The sequence below is a fragment of the Streptomyces sp. NPDC002144 genome (assembly GCF_053593695.1).
In genome coordinates this window covers 15,503-29,689 of the sequence record NZ_JBSFDB010000016.1, presented here as the reverse complement: position 1 = coordinate 29,689, position 14,187 = coordinate 15,503, and the positions used below count along the sequence as shown (strand labels likewise).

The following is a 14,187-nucleotide window of genomic DNA, read 5'->3' as shown; positions in this document are numbered from 1 at the left end:
GGGGGTGCGTGAACTCCTCAGCGAGCCTGGCTACTTGACGGAGCCCGCCGTCAGTCCGCTGCGCCAGAAGCGCTGCAGCAGGACGAAGGCGAGGATGAGCGGGAGGACGGCCAGCAGGGAGCCCATGATCACCACCGGGTAGTAGTCGGGCTCGACGGTGGCCTGACTGTTCCACGTGTACAGGCCGAGGCTGACGGGATACAGGTCCTGGTTGGAGAGCATCACCATCGGGAGGAAGAAGTTGTTCCAGATGGCGGTGAGCTGGAAGAGGAAGACGGTCACCAGGCCGGGGCCGAGCATGCGCAGCGCCACCCGGGCGTACATGGTCAGCTCCCCCGCACCGTCGATGCGTGCGGCCTCCAGGACCTCGTCGGGGACGTAGCCCTGGCTGAAGATGCGGCCGAGGTAGACGCCGAAGGGATTGAACAGGACCGGGATGAACACCGCCCAGAAGGTGTTGACGAGTCCGGTGCCGGAGGCCATCAGGTACAGCGGCAGGGCGAGGACGGTCTGCGGGACCATGACGGCCGCCAGGACCAGCCCGAACAGCTTCTCCTTGTGCCGGAAGCGGTACTTGTCGAACGCGTAGCCGCAGGCCACGCTCACCAGGGCGCCCAGCGCGGCGCCGAGGACGGCGTACAGCAGGCTGTTGAGGTACCAGCGGCCGTACTGACCGCCGTCCATGGCGAACAGGTCGTGCAGGTTCTGACCGAAGGAGAAGTCCTTCAGGGACAGGATGTTGCTGCCGAACAACGCGTCGCGGGTCTTGCCGGCCGCGAGCACCAGCCAGAGCACGGGCAGCAGGGTGTAGAGGACGGAGAGGGCGACCACGACGTTGACGGTGGCCCGGCCCAGCGTCCTCGGGCGCAGCAGGGTGGTGTCGGCGGCGCTCATCGGGCCTCCTCCGTGCGGTCGAGCCGGCTGGTCCAGCGGGTGACGGCGTAGGACAGGGCGATGGTGCACAGCAGCAGGACGACCGAGGCGGCGGCGGCCAGGCTGTAGTTGTTGCGGGTGAAGGCGGCGTCGTAGATGTACATGCTCGGTGAGAAGCGGGAGCTGATCATCGGGGAGGACTGGCTGAGCAGCATCGGCTCGGTGAACAGCTGCAGGCCCCAGATCAGGGTGAACATGGCGACCATGACGACCGAGGCGCGCACCAGCGGGGTCTTGACCTGCAGTGCCGTGCGCACGGGTCCCGCGCCGTCGACGACGGACGCCTCGATCACCTCGCGGGGCACGGCCTGCAGGGCGGCGTAGAAGACCACCATGTTGTAGCCGAGGTTGCTCCACAGGGCGATGTTCACGATCGACGGGAGCACGGTGTGCAGCCCCAGGAAGTCGACCGTGATGTCGGCCTTGGCGAACAGTTCGACGACCGGGCTGATGCCGGGCGTGTAGAGGTAGAGCCAGATCAGGGCGGCGATGATGCCGGGCACGGCGTGTGGCAGGAACAGGCCGAGCTGGGCCGAGGCCCGCAGCCGTACGACGCCGGAGTCCAGGAGCAGCGCCAGGACGAGGGAGCCGATCACCATGAGCGGAATGTAGAGCAGGCAGTACAGGGCGACCGTGCCGAGCCCGGACAGGAACGTCGGGTCGGTCAGGACGGCCGTGTAGCTGCGGAACCCGACGAAGATGGTGCGGGCGGTGCCGAAGCCGAGGCCCGGATGATCGTCGCCGTAGAAGCTGAGGTAGACGGCGGTGCCGACGGGGATCAGGAAGACGGTCACCAGCAGGGCGAAGAAGGGCGCCATCAGGACGCCGCAGGCGCCGAGTTGACGGCGCCGGGCCGCCTTGCGGGTGCGGTGGGCGGGGGCCGGCGCGGTGCCGGGGGGTGCGGCGGGCGGGGCGTGCTGGGTGGTCGCGGCCACGGGGTTCACCTGCCTTTCGGGCGGCTCAGGTGGGGTGCGGGGGCCTTGCCGGTGGATCAGGTGGGGTGCGGGGGCCTTGCCGGTGGCTCGGATGCGGGCGGGTGCCTTGCCGGTGGCTCAGGTGCTGTGCTGGGTGGTGGACAGGCCCAGGGCCTTCAGGTCGGGCATCGTGCCGTCCTGGGCCGCGCGCACCGCGTCGATGAGGCTGCCCTGGCCGCCGCCGACGCGCGCGAAGCCGTCCTGCATCACCTTGCCGGTGGCGGTCATCCGCGGGCCCCACACCCAGCCGTCGCGGATCTTGCGGGCCTCCTGGTCGTAGAGGGTGTAGATGTCCTGTCCGCCGTAGTACGAGCGGTCGAAGGCCTTGCGGTCGACGGGGACCAGGCCGGGCACGGCCGGGTACTGGCTGCTCGCGCCGCTGGAGAGCCGGGCGCGCAGGGCGTCGGGGTGGGAGACCTGCCACTCGATGAACTCCATGGCGGCCTCGGGATGCCGGCTGTCCTTGGTGACGGCGAAGGTGGAGCCGCCGTGGGTGCCGATGGCCGGGTGGCTCTCGTCCCACTGCGGCAGCGGCGCGATCCGCCACTTGCCCTTCAGCCCGGGCTGCGCCTTCATCTGTGCGCCGGCGTCCCAGGCGCCGGTGAGCCGGGTCAGCACCAGCCCGTCGGCGACCTGGGCGTCGTACTGGCGGCTGTCCATGGCGTTGACGAACACGACGTCCTCGTCCATGAGTTTCTGCCAGTACGACGCCACACGCCGGGTGGGCGCGTCGGCGAGGGAGACGTTCCAGGCACCGTGTGAGGTGTCGAACCACTGGGCGCCGGCCTGCCAGCAGTAGGCCGCGAACGGGGTGGCGAGGCTGTCTGTGGGGAACAGCGCCAGCCGGCGTTCGGGCGCCTTGCGTTTGACCGTGTGCGCGAGTTCGGCGAACTCGTCCCAGGTGCGCGGGACATGGAGGCCGTAGTGCTCGAACAGGTCGGTGCGGTAGTGCATGACCATCGGCTCGACGTCCAGCGGGACGCTGAAGGTGTGGCCCTGGAAGGTGGTGAGACCGAGGGCCTGCGGCAGGAGCTTTGCCTTGAGGGTGTCGCTGATCATGCCGCTGATGTCGCGGGCGACGCCGTCGATGGCGAAGCCGGGTATCTGCGGGTACTCGATGGTGGCCACGTCCGGCGCGTTGCCGGCCCGGGCGGCGTTGGAGAGCTTGGCGTAGCCGCCCTGGGTGCCGGACGGGATCTGCTGGAAGTCGACCTGGATTCGGTCGTGGGTGCGGTTGAACGCGTCCACCACCTGCTGGCTACCCCGCAGGGCGGACCAGAAGGTGATGTGCGTGGTCCCGCTGGTGCTGCCCGCCGAGGTGGCACCCTGTCCGCTGCAGGCGCTCACGGCACCGGTCAGCGGCAGGGCGGCCATCGCGGCGAGCACGGATCGACGGCTGCGTCGACCAGGCATCGGGCCTCCCGAGGCTCCTGCGTGCCCGGGTGGGCACGACCTGTTCGAGTCACCGGAATCCTCCGTGGCCCACGAGAAACGGTCAATAGAGCGATCAGAAGAAAATAAAGCGGTCAAACGCTCATCAGGTGGAAAACGGCTCCTCGGGCTCCCGTCTCACAGGGCCCGCGTCGAGCCGCGCACCGTGAGGGTCGGCAGCAGTTCGACGCGCTGCACCGAGCGCGTCCCCTCGCCGTGGGTGCCGTCCAGGCGCCGCAGCAGGAGTTCCGCGGCCACCCGGCCGACCTCGCCCTTGGGCGGTGACACCGCCGTCAGCGGCGGGCTGCCGAGACCGGCCACCACGTCGTCGTAGGCGACGACCGAGCAGTCCTCGGGGACGCGCACACCGTTCTCGGCGAGCTGCTGCACCAGCATCAGCGCGTCCACGTCGCCGTGCAGGACGGCGGCCGTCGCGCCCGCCTTGCGCAGCAGCGCGGCCAGGTCCGTCACATCGGTGGGCTGCTGGTCGAGGGCGCCGCGGGAGGAACTCAGCGCCCAGGCCCACTCCTCGACCAGGGGATGATCGCCGGCGATCTCGGTGAGCGCGGCGCGCAGGGTGCGGGCGGTGGGGCTGTCGTCGCGGGTCGCGAAGACCAGGCGCCGGTGGCCGAGGCCGACCAGGTGCTCGACGGCGAGGTGGGCGCCGTACCAGTGGTCGGAGCAGACCGAGTCCATGGCGTGCAGGGCGCTGCCCTTAGGAGGGCGGCGCTCCATCAGCACGGTCGGCACGTCCAGCGCGGCGAGCCAGCGGTAGTCGTCCTCCTCCGCCGCCGGACTGCGCCAGCGGGGCGCGAGCAGCACTGCGCGGGCCCCGTCGGCGAGCGCCCGCTCCACCTGGGGGCGTTCGGCGCCGGGCACCTGCGGGGCGATGTGCAGGGCGACCCGCAGACCGGCGGCGTCCAGGACGGTGCGGGCGCCGTGCAGGGCCTCGTAGAGGTAGGAGTGCCGCTCGGGCACCACCACGGCCACGGTGTCGCCCTCACCGGCGGCGCGCTCGGGCAGTTCCTGGGCGGGCAGGGTGGAGCGGACCACACCGTGGCCGCGCCTCAGTCTGCCCTCGCGGGTCAGCTCCTCGACGTCCCTGCGGACGGTCACCACGGACACCTGCAGTTCGGCGGCGAGGTCGGCGACCCGTGCCGTACCGCGCGCCTGCACGGCGGCGAGAATCCGCCGCCGCCTGAGATCGACCGGCTCACGCATACGGCCTCCGCCCCGGGAATGTTCGTTTGAGCGATCCGGCCACCATCATACGATCGCCCGCGCCGGCCACCATCCCTGAAGTGGATATCCGCTTGCCCGTCCGCCCCCCCCGCCCGCGAGGCTCGACGAATGCGACACCAAAGACCGGAGACACAGCCACGACAAGGGAGCGGCATGTGAAGGTCGCGTTCTTCGGGGACGTCCACGGATGCGTGCTGCACGCGCTGGGCGCCGCGGTGCTGTTGCGGAAGCGGCGCGGGATCCGGCTCGACGCGCTGATCCAGGTCGGCGATCTGGGCGCGTTTCCCGCGCCGGAACGGTGGGACGAGGCCAGTCGGCGGTTCGGCGCGGACCAGCCGGCGCAGAGCGACTTCTTCCGGCTGCTCGAGCCGTCACCCCGACTGGCAGACGCGGTACGCAGAGCGCTGGACCAGGTCCCCGCGTTCCACTTCGTCAGCGGCAACCACGAGGACCACGAGTGGCTGGCCACCCTGCATCACAACAGCCTGTCGGCCGTGACTGCGGTGGACCCGCTCGGCGCCTACCGCCACATCGCCTGCGGCAACGTCGTCGAGATCGCCGGCCTGCGCACCGCCTTCCTCGGACTGATCGAGTCGGAGGCGATGGACGTCGACCCCGACGCCTACGCCCGGCTGCTGGACGCCGAACCGGGCAGCGTGGACCTCCTGATCACCCACGACGGCCCCTACGGCATGTCCGAGTGGCGCGGCACCGTCCAGGGTTCCCCCAAGCTGACCCGGCTCATCGAGCATCTGCGGCCGCCCCTGCACGTCAGCGGCCACTACCACCACCCCAACGGGCCGCGTCGGTACGGTCCGACGACCTCGTACGCCCTCGCGCAGCTGGTGCGCCCGAAGGCCGACGGCAGAAGCGGTGCGCCGGTCAACCCGCGGCAGCAGGTCACACCCGGGAGCATCGGTCTGCTCGACACCGGCACCGGCGGCTTCGAGTACGTCCACGACCCGTGGCTCGCCGACGTCAGCGGCGACGACCTCGGCCTGGACGCCTTGGTCGCCGCCCGCTGAACACCTGAGGTCAGCCGTCCTTGCCCATCGCCTTGCGGACGGCGTCACGGGTGCGGTCGATCACCGCGGCGACGGGGCCCAGGGTGAGGTTCTTCGCCGCGGACTCGGTGCCGGGGTGCGGGTGGGTCGGAGCCATGGCCTCGGCGGCGCGCAGCGCCGTCGCCATGGACGCGAGCCGTGCCTTGTCCGCGCTGCGGCGGATGTGGATGAACTCGTAGCGCTCCTCGGAGCGCGCGTGGGCCATCACGTCCTTGCGCAGCGCGTCGAGTCCGGGCAGGAACTTGGGGTCGTCGGTGTCCATGCCGTCGAGCCGGCTGAGCACCTCCTTCGCCTCGCGTTCCTCGGCGAGCCGGGCCTCCACCACGGCCTCGCCGTCCGGCACCGAGGTGCGGGTGAAGGGGTGGACGACCTCCTCCTCCGCCGTCTCGTGCACGGCGAGCAGCCGGACCAGCCGGCGGAACGCGGCCCGGCGTTCCTCCCCGCCGGCCTTCTCGACCTCGTCGAACAGGTTGCGGATGTCGCCGTGCCGGCGCATGAGGAGGGCGACGACGTCGGCGTCGTCGGCGGCGATGCCGGCCATGTCAGTCCTTCTCCCGTGAGGCGGCATCGGGGTGCTCCCCCTCGGTCTGGTGGCGGTACTCCCGCCCGAACATCTCCCGGTGCTGCGCCATGACCCGCTCGCTCGGCGGCTCCTCGCCACCGTGGATCTGCTCCTGCATCCGCTCGAACCGCTCATGCGCGTCACGCACATAACCGGCGCCCAGCGTGGTCAGGTCCATCTGGGTGTCGAGGAGTCCGCGCAGGTAGGCCTTGTTGGGCTCGAAGGTGAGCACGTTGGGCAGCTCCGGTGCGAGGATCTCCTGCGGGTCGCGGCCGCCGTGACGGCGCATCAGATCGCAGGCGATACGGAGGTGTTCGAGCTCCATGTTGAGGTGCAGGTCCCAGATCGCCTTCACCTTGGGGTCGGACTCCTGCTCCAGGAAGGAGTGGTAGAGGTAGCACTCGTTGTACTCGTGGTTGACGAGCTGCTCCCACCACGTCTCGCCCGGGTCGACCAGCGACTCGTAGTGGGTGACGTGCTCCTCCTCGATCAGCCCGATCTCCTGGTAGAGCTGGCGGGCGATCGGCTCCATGTACTGCGGGCCGACGTTCAGGTAGAAGTTCATGGTCTGCTGCTCGGCGGACATGACGGTCAGCGCGTGCAGCTTGGACAGCGGGTTCACGGTCGTCCGGTCGTACGGCTCACGGACGTTGTCGGCCGGGTGACGGTGGTGGAACTTCGTCGGGCGGCCCGGCATGACCTCGGTGAGGTTCTCCACGATCGAGTCCGCCTTGCGGTGCTCGATCATCTCGTAGAGGTTGGCGTACCGGTACAGGTGGTCGAAGTCCTCCAGGACGCCGAACTCTTAGGCCTGCTTCAGGTAGGGGTCGGGTTCGTGCCGGGCGATCCAGCCGGTCAGGTCGACGGCGACCTGCTCGTAGGAGATCGTCGTCTCCAGCGCCGTGGCCAGTCCGGGCAGCAGCCAGTTGACGGCCTTCTGCTGCTGCGCCTCGGCGTAACGTACCTCCGCCAGCTGCCGTTTGACCTCCATGTCCGGACAGTGCCGGGCCAGCTGGTGGTTGAAGAGGATCGCCTCGACCTCGATGCCGTTCATCGTGATGATCCGGCACTTGGTGTACGGGTCGCCGCGGTCGGGGTCGACCGGTTCGACATCCCGCGCCAGCTGCGGATCTGACGTTCCAGCGGGATGCCGCGGTGTTCCAGAGGATTGAAGCCCATGAGGGCCTCCCGGGGGGTGAGAACCGTAACGGGTCGGCGCCGGGTACCCACCGCCGTCACGCTCACCGTGCCGATGGACCCACAGGGCGACTTCCGGCCACGGCGGTCCTCACTCGACGCTCTGCTGGGTCCAGGTCCAGGCGTACTGCAGCCAGTCCGCCAGGGTCACCGCGCCCAGGCCCGCGCAGACCAGCCGGGTGGCCCGGGGGACGGTGGTGTACCCGCAGACCAGGGCGCCGGCCGCCCAGACCGAGACGCAGAACGGGCAGGACACCAGGTCGCCCACGGCCCGGCGCACCCCCTTGCCCCGCGGCTCGTCCATGACCTCGGCGGCCTCGCCGTCCCCCTTGCGCTCGGTGAACGGCGCCCGCACAAAGCTGGTGATCTTGTCGTTGGCCAGCAGCCTGGAGGCCTTGTAGGTGGCCGCTCCCAGCAGGGCGACGTCCCACGGCGGCACGTCCCGGGGCGGCCGTACGCCGCGTGCCCGCACCGCCGCGGTGAAGGCCGCGAGTCCCGTCGCGAAGGTGCCGGCGAGCACGGCGTACCCCGTCAGGGGGGTGTCGTCCTGGTCGTCGTAGCGTGCGGTGTCGGCAGCAGTCATGGTGCCCTCTCCGGCGGTTCCGATGGGCCGTACCGGGTTTCCCGATACGGCCGTCGGAATCGTCGCGAAAAGGGGTTCAGCCGATCTCGACCAGCAGGTCGCCGCCCTCCACCTGCTGGATCCGGTTGATGGCGAGGCGGGTCACGCGGCCCGCCCTGGTGGCGGTGATCGCGGCCTCCATCTTCATCGCCTCGATGGTGGCCACGGTCGCCCCGGCGTCCACCTCGTCGCCCTCGGCGACCGCGAGGGTGACCACACCGGCGAACGGCGCGGCGACATGGCCGGCGTTGCCCCGGTCGGCCTTCTCGGTGACCGGGATGTCGGAGGCGGCGGCCGTGTCCCGCACCTGGATCGGGCGGAGCTGCCCGTTCAGGGTCGACATCACCGTGCGCATACCGCGCTCGTCGGCCTCGCCGACCGCCTCCAGCTCGATCAGGAGCCGCACGCCGGGTTCCAGGTCGACGGAGTACTCCTTGCCCGGGCGCAGGCCGTAGAAGAAGTCCTTGCTGTCCAGGACGCTGGTGTCGCCGTAGGCGGCGCGGTGGGCCTCGTACTCGCGGGTCGGGCCGGGGAACAGGAGGCGGTTGAGGGTGGCGCGGGGCTCCTTGGCCAGGCCCTCGCGGTCCTCCGGCGTCAGCTGCTGCACGGGCTTGGCCGGGCCGCGCCCCTCGAGCGCCTTGCTGCGGAACGGCTCGGGCCAGCCGCCGGGCGGGGTGCCCAGCTCACCGCGCAGGAAGCCGATGACCGAGTCGGGGATGTCGTAGCGGTTGGGCGCCGCCTCGAAGTCCTCGGGGGTGACCCCGGCACCGACCAGGTGCAGCGCGAGGTCGCCGACCACCTTGGAGGACGGGGTGACCTTGACCAGCCGGCCCAGGATGCGGTCGGCGGCCGCGTACAGGTCCTCGATGTCCTCGAAGCGGTCGCCGAGGCCCAGCGCGACGGCCTGCGTGCGCAGGTTCGAGAGCTGCCCGCCGGGGATCTCGTGGTGGTAGACGCGCCCGGTCGGGGAGGCGAGGCCCGCCTCGAAGGGGGCGTAGACCTTGCGGACGCTCTCCCAGTACGGCTCCAGGTCGCCGACCGCCTGCAGGTCCAGTCCGCTGGGCCGGTCGGAGTGGTCGGTCGCGGCGACGATCGCCGACAGGGAGGGCTGGGAGGTCGTACCGGCCATCGACGCGACCGCTCCGTCCACGGCGTCCGCGCCCGCCTGGATCGCGGCGAGGTAGGTGCCGAGCTGGCCGCCCGCCGTGTCATGGGTGTGCAGGTGCACCGGCAGGTCGAACTCGCGGCGCAGCGCCGAGACGAGCTTGGCGGCGGCCGGGGCGCGCAGCAGGCCGGCCATGTCCTTGACCGCCAGGACATGGGCGCCGGCCTCGACGATCTGCTCGGCGAGGCGCAGGTAGTAGTCGAGCGTGTACAGGCGCTCGTTCGGATCGGACAGGTCCGAGGTGTAGCAGAGGGCGACCTCGGCGATCGCGGTGCCGGTCTCGCGCACGGCGTCGATGGCGGGGCGCATCTGGCCGACGTCGTTGAGGGCGTCGAAGATGCGGAAGATGTCGATGCCGGTGGCGGCGGCCTCCTGCACGAAGGCGTCGGTCACCTCGGTCGGATACGGGGTGTAGCCGACGGTGTTGCGGCCGCGCAGCAGCATCTGCAGACAGATGTTGGGCACGGCCTCGCGCAGGGCGGCCAGCCGCTCCCAGGGGTCCTCGGCGAGGAAGCGCAGGGCGACGTCGTAGGTGGCGCCGCCCCAGCACTCCAGGGAGAGCAGCTCGGGCAGGGTGCGGGCGACGACGGGCGCGACGGCGAGCAGGTCCTTGGTGCGCACCCGGGTGGCGAGCAGGGACTGGTGGGCGTCGCGGAAGGTGGTGTCGGTGATGCCGATGGTCGGCGACTCGCGCAGCCGGCGGGCGAAGCCCTCCGGGCCGAGTTCGACGAGCTTCTGCCGGGAGCCGGCGCGCGGCTCGCCCTCGGGCAGCGGGGGCAGCTTGGTGACCGGCTCGATCAGCTCGGGGCGCTCGCCGTGCGGCTTGTTGACCGTGACGTCGGCGAGGTAGGTCAGCAGCTTGGTGCCCCGGTCCGCCGAGGAACGCGCCGTCAGCAGATGCGGGCGTTCCTCGATGAACGAGGTCGTCACCCGTCCCGCCTGGAAGTCCGGGTCGTCCAACACCGCTTGCAGGAAGGGGATGTTGGTGGCCACGCCCCGGATACGGAACTCGGCGACGGCCCGCCGGGCCCGCCCGATGGCGGCCTTGAAGTCCCGGCCCCGGCAGGTGAGTTTCACCAGCATGGAGTCGAAGTGCGCGCTGATCTCCGTACCGGCGTGGGTGGTTCCGCCGTCCAGACGGATGCCGGAGCCGCCGGGCGAGCGGTAGGCGCTGATGCGGCCGGTGTCCGGGCGGAAGCCGTTGGCGGGGTCCTCGGTGGTGATACGGCACTGCAGGGCCGCGCCGTGCAGCTTCACCGTCTCCTGGGACAGACCGAGGTCGGCGAGGGTCTGGCCGGAGGCGATCCGCAGCTGGGCCTGGACCAGGTCGACGTCGGTGACCTCCTCGGTGACCGTGTGCTCGACCTGGATGCGCGGGTTCATCTCGATGAAGACGTGGTTGCCGTCCCGGTCGAGCAGGAACTCGACGGTGCCGGCGTTGCGGTAGCCGATCTCGCGGGCGAAGCGGACGGCGTCGGCGCAGATGCGGTCGCGCAGGGCCGGGTCCAGGTTGGGCGCCGGGGCCAGCTCGATGACCTTCTGGTGGCGGCGCTGGAGAGAACAGTCGCGCTCGAAGAGGTGGATGACGTTGCCCTCGCCGTCGGCGAGGATCTGCACCTCGATGTGGCGGGGGTCGACGACCGCCTTCTCCAGGAAGACGGTCGGGTCGCCGAACGCGGACGCGGCCTCACGGGAGGCGGCCTCGATGGACTCGCGCAGCGCGGCCGGGTCCTCGACCCTGCGCATGCCACGTCCGCCACCGCCGGCGACGGCCTTCACGAACACCGGGAAGCCGATCTCCTCGGCCGCGCGCACCAGTTCGTCGACGTCGTTGGAGGGCTGGGAGGAGCCGAGCACCGGGACGCCGGCCGCGCGGGCGGCGGCCACGGCACGGGCCTTGTTGCCGGTCAGCTCCAGGGTCTGCGCGCTGGGCCCGACGAAGGTGATGCCCGCTTCCTCGCAGGCCTTGGCCAGCTCGGGGTTCTCCGACAGGAAGCCGTAGCCGGGGTAGACGGCGTCGGCGCCGGCCTTGCGGGCCGCGCGGACGATCTCCTCCACCGACAGATAGGCCCGTACGGGGTGGCCGGGCTGGCCGATCTCGTACGCCTCGTCGGCTTTGAGCCGGTGGAGCGAGTTGCGGTCCTCGTGCGGGAAGACGGCGACCGTCCTGGCACCCAGCTCGTAGCCGGCACGGAATGCCCTGATCGCGATCTCACCACGGTTGGCGACCAGCACCTTGCGGAACATCGCCGCTCCCTTCAGCCTGCCGATGACGTCCCCCATGGTGTCGGTGACATGCCCTCATGGCCATGTGAGCCGGGCCACTCAGGGGGTGATTTTCGGCGTCGCCGTGTTGATCTCCGCGGCGGCCTTCCCGATGGCCTCCCGGATCCGGCTGTAGGTGCCGCACCGGCAGACGTTCTCGATGCCGTCGATGTCGGCGTCCGTGGGGTGGGGTGTCCGCTTCAGCAGGGCGACCGCGGCCATGATCTGGCCCGGCTGGCAGAAGCCGCACTGGGCGACGTCGCGCTCCAGCCAGGCCTGCTGCACGGGGTGCAGGGTGTCGCCGTCGGCCAGGCCCTCGATGGTGGTGACCTTCCGGCCCGCGCAGTCCTCGACCTTGACGACGCAGGGCTGGATCTCGTCGCCGTCGAGGTGGCTGGTGCAGGCGCGGCAGACGCCGACCCCGCAGCCGTACTTGGGGCCGGTGACGTGCAGCAGGTCGCGCAGCACCCACAGCAGGGGCATGTCGGCGGGGGCCTCGACGGTGACCTTCTCGCCGTTGAGGGTGAAGGAGTAGGAGGGCATGGGGTCCTTCTCAGAAGCTCAGCGGGAAGCGGCGCGGCTTGGTGCCGGTCGCGCGGGCGTAGGCGTTGGCGACGGCCCCGGAGGCGGCCGGCACCCCCAGCTCCCCGGCGCCTCCCGGGTCCGCCGTGGACGGCATGACGTGCGCCTCGAAGTGCAGCGGGGCGTGGCGCTGCCGGGCCCAGTGGAAGTCGGCGAAGCTGCCCTCGCGCACGGCACCCCGGTCGATGTGCAGACCGGCCGACAGCACCGTGGAGATCCCGTCGATCGCCGTGCCCATGAGCTGGGCCTCGAGGCCCCGCGGATTGATCACCGTACCGACGTCGGCGGCCATCACCACCCGGGTCACCCGGGGCCGGCGCGGATCGGTCGCGTCGATCTCCGCGAGGCAGGCCACGCAGGAGCCGTACTCCTCGTGCACGGCCACGCCCTGCCCGTGCCCGGCGGGCAGGGCCCGCCCCCAGCCCCCGGCCCGGACGACCTTGTCCAGCACGGCCCGGACGGACCTGCTGCGCAGGGTCGTACGGCGGAAGGCGACCGCGTCCTCGCCGAGGCTCGCGGCGATCTCGTCGACCAGGATCTCCTCCGCGGTCCGCGCGGTTCCGGCGTCCACCGACCGCCAGGCGCCGAGCGGGATCGGGAGGTCGACCGAACCCGAATCCCCGGACAGACGGCCGAAGTTGTACAGACCGGAGTCACTGGGTGCCGGTCCGGACGCCCGCCGTACGAAGGAGGCCTGGTCGACCCCGCTCTTCCCGGACGACTCGTTGACCGAGGCCGTCGCGTGGGCGAAGGCGATCACCCGGCCGCCCTGGTGGCTGGCGCGGATGCGGTGGTGGCTTGCGGGGCGCATCCGGCCGTGCCGGGTGTCGTCGTTGCGGCTCCACATCAGCTTGACGGGCCGCCCCGCGGCCTTCGAGATCAGGGCCGCCTCGATCGCCGCGTCGAAGGTCAGCCGCCGCCCGAACGAGCCGCCGCCGCGGATCACATGGACCGTGACGGCGGAGGCGGGCAGTCCGACGGCGGACGCGATGGTGTCGCGCGCCTCCATCGGGGTCTGCGTGGAGAACCACAGCTCCGCCCGGTGGGCGCCCACGTCCGCGATCGCGGTCAGCACCTCCATCGGCGCGTGGCTGACGAACGCGAACTCGAACTCCCCCTCGACCTGCGTCGATCCGCGCGGCGCTGAGCCCAGCGCGGGGACCGCCGCCCGCAGCCGGGAGCGGATGCCGGCGTCGGACAGCGAGGCCATCGGGCCCGGCGCCCACCTGATCTTCAGGGCGTCTTGGGCGGTGAAGGCGTGGTGGAAGGAGTCGGCGACCACGGCGATCCCGCCGGGCACCCTCACCACGGCGTGGACGCCCGGCAGGGCGCGCGCCGCCCGGTCGTCGACCGAGACGACCCGGCCGCCGAGCGTCGGCGGCCTGGCCACCACGGTCGGCTTCGCCCCGGCCACGGCCAGGTCTCCGGTGAACTCGGCCTTTCCGGTGACGATGTCCCGGGCGTCGATCCGGTTCGTCGGCCGGCCGATCACCTTGTGCCGGGCGGCCGGGCGGGGCCGGGCGGAGACCTCGGTACGGCGGATGCGGGCCGCGTCCGCGCTGAGCGAGCCGAAGCTCGCCTTACGGCCGTCGGGGGCGACGACCATGGTGTCCCGGGTGTGCAGGGTCCGGGCGGGCAGGTGCCAGCGGTGCGCGGCCGCGGTCACCAGTCTGGCGCGGGCCGTGGCGGCGAGCCGGCGTGCGGGGTCGTACAGCGAGCGGACGGAACTGGAGCCGCCGGTGGACTGGTTGCCCTTGGTGCGGGCGTCGGCGAGGGGGATGTCGACGTCGGCGAGGCGGGCGTCCAGCTCCTCGGCGATCATCATGGCGACGGCGGTGGTGACGCCCTGGCCGACCTCGACCCGGGGCAGCCGTACGACCACCCGGTTCGCCTTGGTGACCTCCAGGACCAGCATCTCGTCGTCGTCGCCGGTGGCCACCGCGCCGGCGGACTCTGATCCCTGCGCCCTGGAGGTGTCGCAGGCGAGCGGGGCGGCGACGGTGAGGGTGGCGGCGGACAGGGAGTAGACCATGAACCTGCGGCGGGAGACCGCGCGCGGTCCGGGAGGGGAGGACTCGATGCCGTCCAACGGACACTCCTCGGGTGTGTCGCCCACTACGTCAACCGGTAGGAGGGTGCGGACCGTCCTG

At 71.5% G+C, this 14,187-nt stretch carries 10 protein-coding genes and 1 pseudogene; 1 reads left to right on the top strand and 10 read right to left on the bottom strand.

Annotation, left to right across the window (positions count from 1 at the left end):
* Positions 1-30: 30 nt before the first annotated feature.
* The 4 genes from ACWCQ1_RS24130 to ACWCQ1_RS24115 form a co-directional block, all read right to left on the bottom strand.
* On the bottom strand, positions 31-894 hold the full coding sequence (locus ACWCQ1_RS24130) for a carbohydrate ABC transporter permease (protein WP_451027351.1): 864 nt from the start codon (positions 892-894) through the stop codon (positions 31-33).
* Complete coding sequence (locus ACWCQ1_RS24125; RefSeq protein WP_358608104.1) at positions 891-1,868, bottom strand: carbohydrate ABC transporter permease; 978 nt, start codon at positions 1,866-1,868, stop codon at positions 891-893. Before ACWCQ1_RS24125 ends, ACWCQ1_RS24130 begins: the two co-directional genes overlap by 4 nt.
* Positions 1,869-1,985: 117 nt before the next feature.
* Positions 1,986-3,320, bottom strand: a complete 1,335-nt coding sequence (locus ACWCQ1_RS24120; RefSeq protein WP_451027350.1) for an ABC transporter substrate-binding protein — start codon at positions 3,318-3,320, stop codon at positions 1,986-1,988.
* 156 nt (positions 3,321-3,476) lie between these two features.
* Positions 3,477-4,559, bottom strand: coding sequence for a substrate-binding domain-containing protein (locus ACWCQ1_RS24115; protein ID WP_358608101.1), 1,083 nt, complete (start codon positions 4,557-4,559; stop codon positions 3,477-3,479).
* A 176-nt stretch (positions 4,560-4,735) separates the two neighbouring features.
* Here ACWCQ1_RS24115 and ACWCQ1_RS24110 point away from each other — a divergent pair, with 176 nt between their 5' ends.
* Positions 4,736-5,605: a metallophosphoesterase family protein gene (locus ACWCQ1_RS24110; RefSeq protein ID WP_451027349.1), complete on the top strand. Its 870-nt coding sequence runs from the start codon at positions 4,736-4,738 to the stop codon at positions 5,603-5,605.
* 10 nt (positions 5,606-5,615) lie between these two features.
* On the opposite strand, the gene ACWCQ1_RS24105 is transcribed toward ACWCQ1_RS24110, so the two are convergent.
* The 6 genes and pseudogenes from ACWCQ1_RS24105 to ACWCQ1_RS24080 form a co-directional block, all read right to left on the bottom strand.
* Positions 5,616-6,185: a hemerythrin domain-containing protein gene (locus tag ACWCQ1_RS24105; protein ID WP_451027348.1), complete on the bottom strand. Its 570-nt coding sequence runs from the start codon at positions 6,183-6,185 to the stop codon at positions 5,616-5,618.
* Position 6,186: 1 nt separating this feature from the next.
* Positions 6,187-7,385 (bottom strand): annotated as a pseudogene (locus ACWCQ1_RS24100) (hypothetical protein).
* A 109-nt stretch (positions 7,386-7,494) separates the two neighbouring features.
* Complete coding sequence (locus ACWCQ1_RS24095) at positions 7,495-7,986, bottom strand: DUF1360 domain-containing protein (RefSeq protein WP_358608092.1); 492 nt, start codon at positions 7,984-7,986, stop codon at positions 7,495-7,497.
* 76 nt (positions 7,987-8,062) lie between these two features.
* Complete coding sequence (locus ACWCQ1_RS24090; RefSeq protein WP_451027407.1) at positions 8,063-11,437, bottom strand: pyruvate carboxylase; 3,375 nt, start codon at positions 11,435-11,437, stop codon at positions 8,063-8,065.
* A 78-nt stretch (positions 11,438-11,515) separates the two neighbouring features.
* Positions 11,516-11,998, bottom strand: a complete 483-nt coding sequence (locus ACWCQ1_RS24085) for a (2Fe-2S)-binding protein (protein ID WP_358608089.1) — start codon at positions 11,996-11,998, stop codon at positions 11,516-11,518.
* Between the two features lie 10 nt (positions 11,999-12,008).
* A complete protein-coding gene (locus tag ACWCQ1_RS24080; protein ID WP_451027406.1) occupies positions 12,009-14,069 on the bottom strand; it encodes a molybdopterin cofactor-binding domain-containing protein in 2,061 nt (686 codons plus the stop codon).
* Positions 14,070-14,187 lie beyond the last annotated feature (118 nt).

Coding starts and splice junctions, on each gene's coding strand:
- ACWCQ1_RS24130 (WP_451027351.1), bottom strand. CDS start 894: ATGAGCGCCGCCGACACCACCCTGCTGCGCCCGAGGACGCTGGGCCGG.
- ACWCQ1_RS24120 (WP_451027350.1), bottom strand. CDS start 3,320: ATGCCTGGTCGACGCAGCCGTCGATCCGTGCTCGCCGCGATGGCCGCC.
- ACWCQ1_RS24115 (WP_358608101.1), bottom strand. CDS start 4,559: ATGCGTGAGCCGGTCGATCTCAGGCGGCGGCGGATTCTCGCCGCCGTG.
- ACWCQ1_RS24105 (WP_451027348.1), bottom strand. CDS start 6,185: ATGGCCGGCATCGCCGCCGACGACGCCGACGTCGTCGCCCTCCTCATG.
- ACWCQ1_RS24095 (WP_358608092.1), bottom strand. CDS start 7,986: ATGACTGCTGCCGACACCGCACGCTACGACGACCAGGACGACACCCCC.
- ACWCQ1_RS24090 (WP_451027407.1), bottom strand. CDS start 11,437: ATGTTCCGCAAGGTGCTGGTCGCCAACCGTGGTGAGATCGCGATCAGG.
- ACWCQ1_RS24085 (WP_358608089.1), bottom strand. CDS start 11,998: ATGCCCTCCTACTCCTTCACCCTCAACGGCGAGAAGGTCACCGTCGAG.
- ACWCQ1_RS24080 (WP_451027406.1), bottom strand. CDS start 14,069: ATGGTCTACTCCCTGTCCGCCGCCACCCTCACCGTCGCCGCCCCGCTC.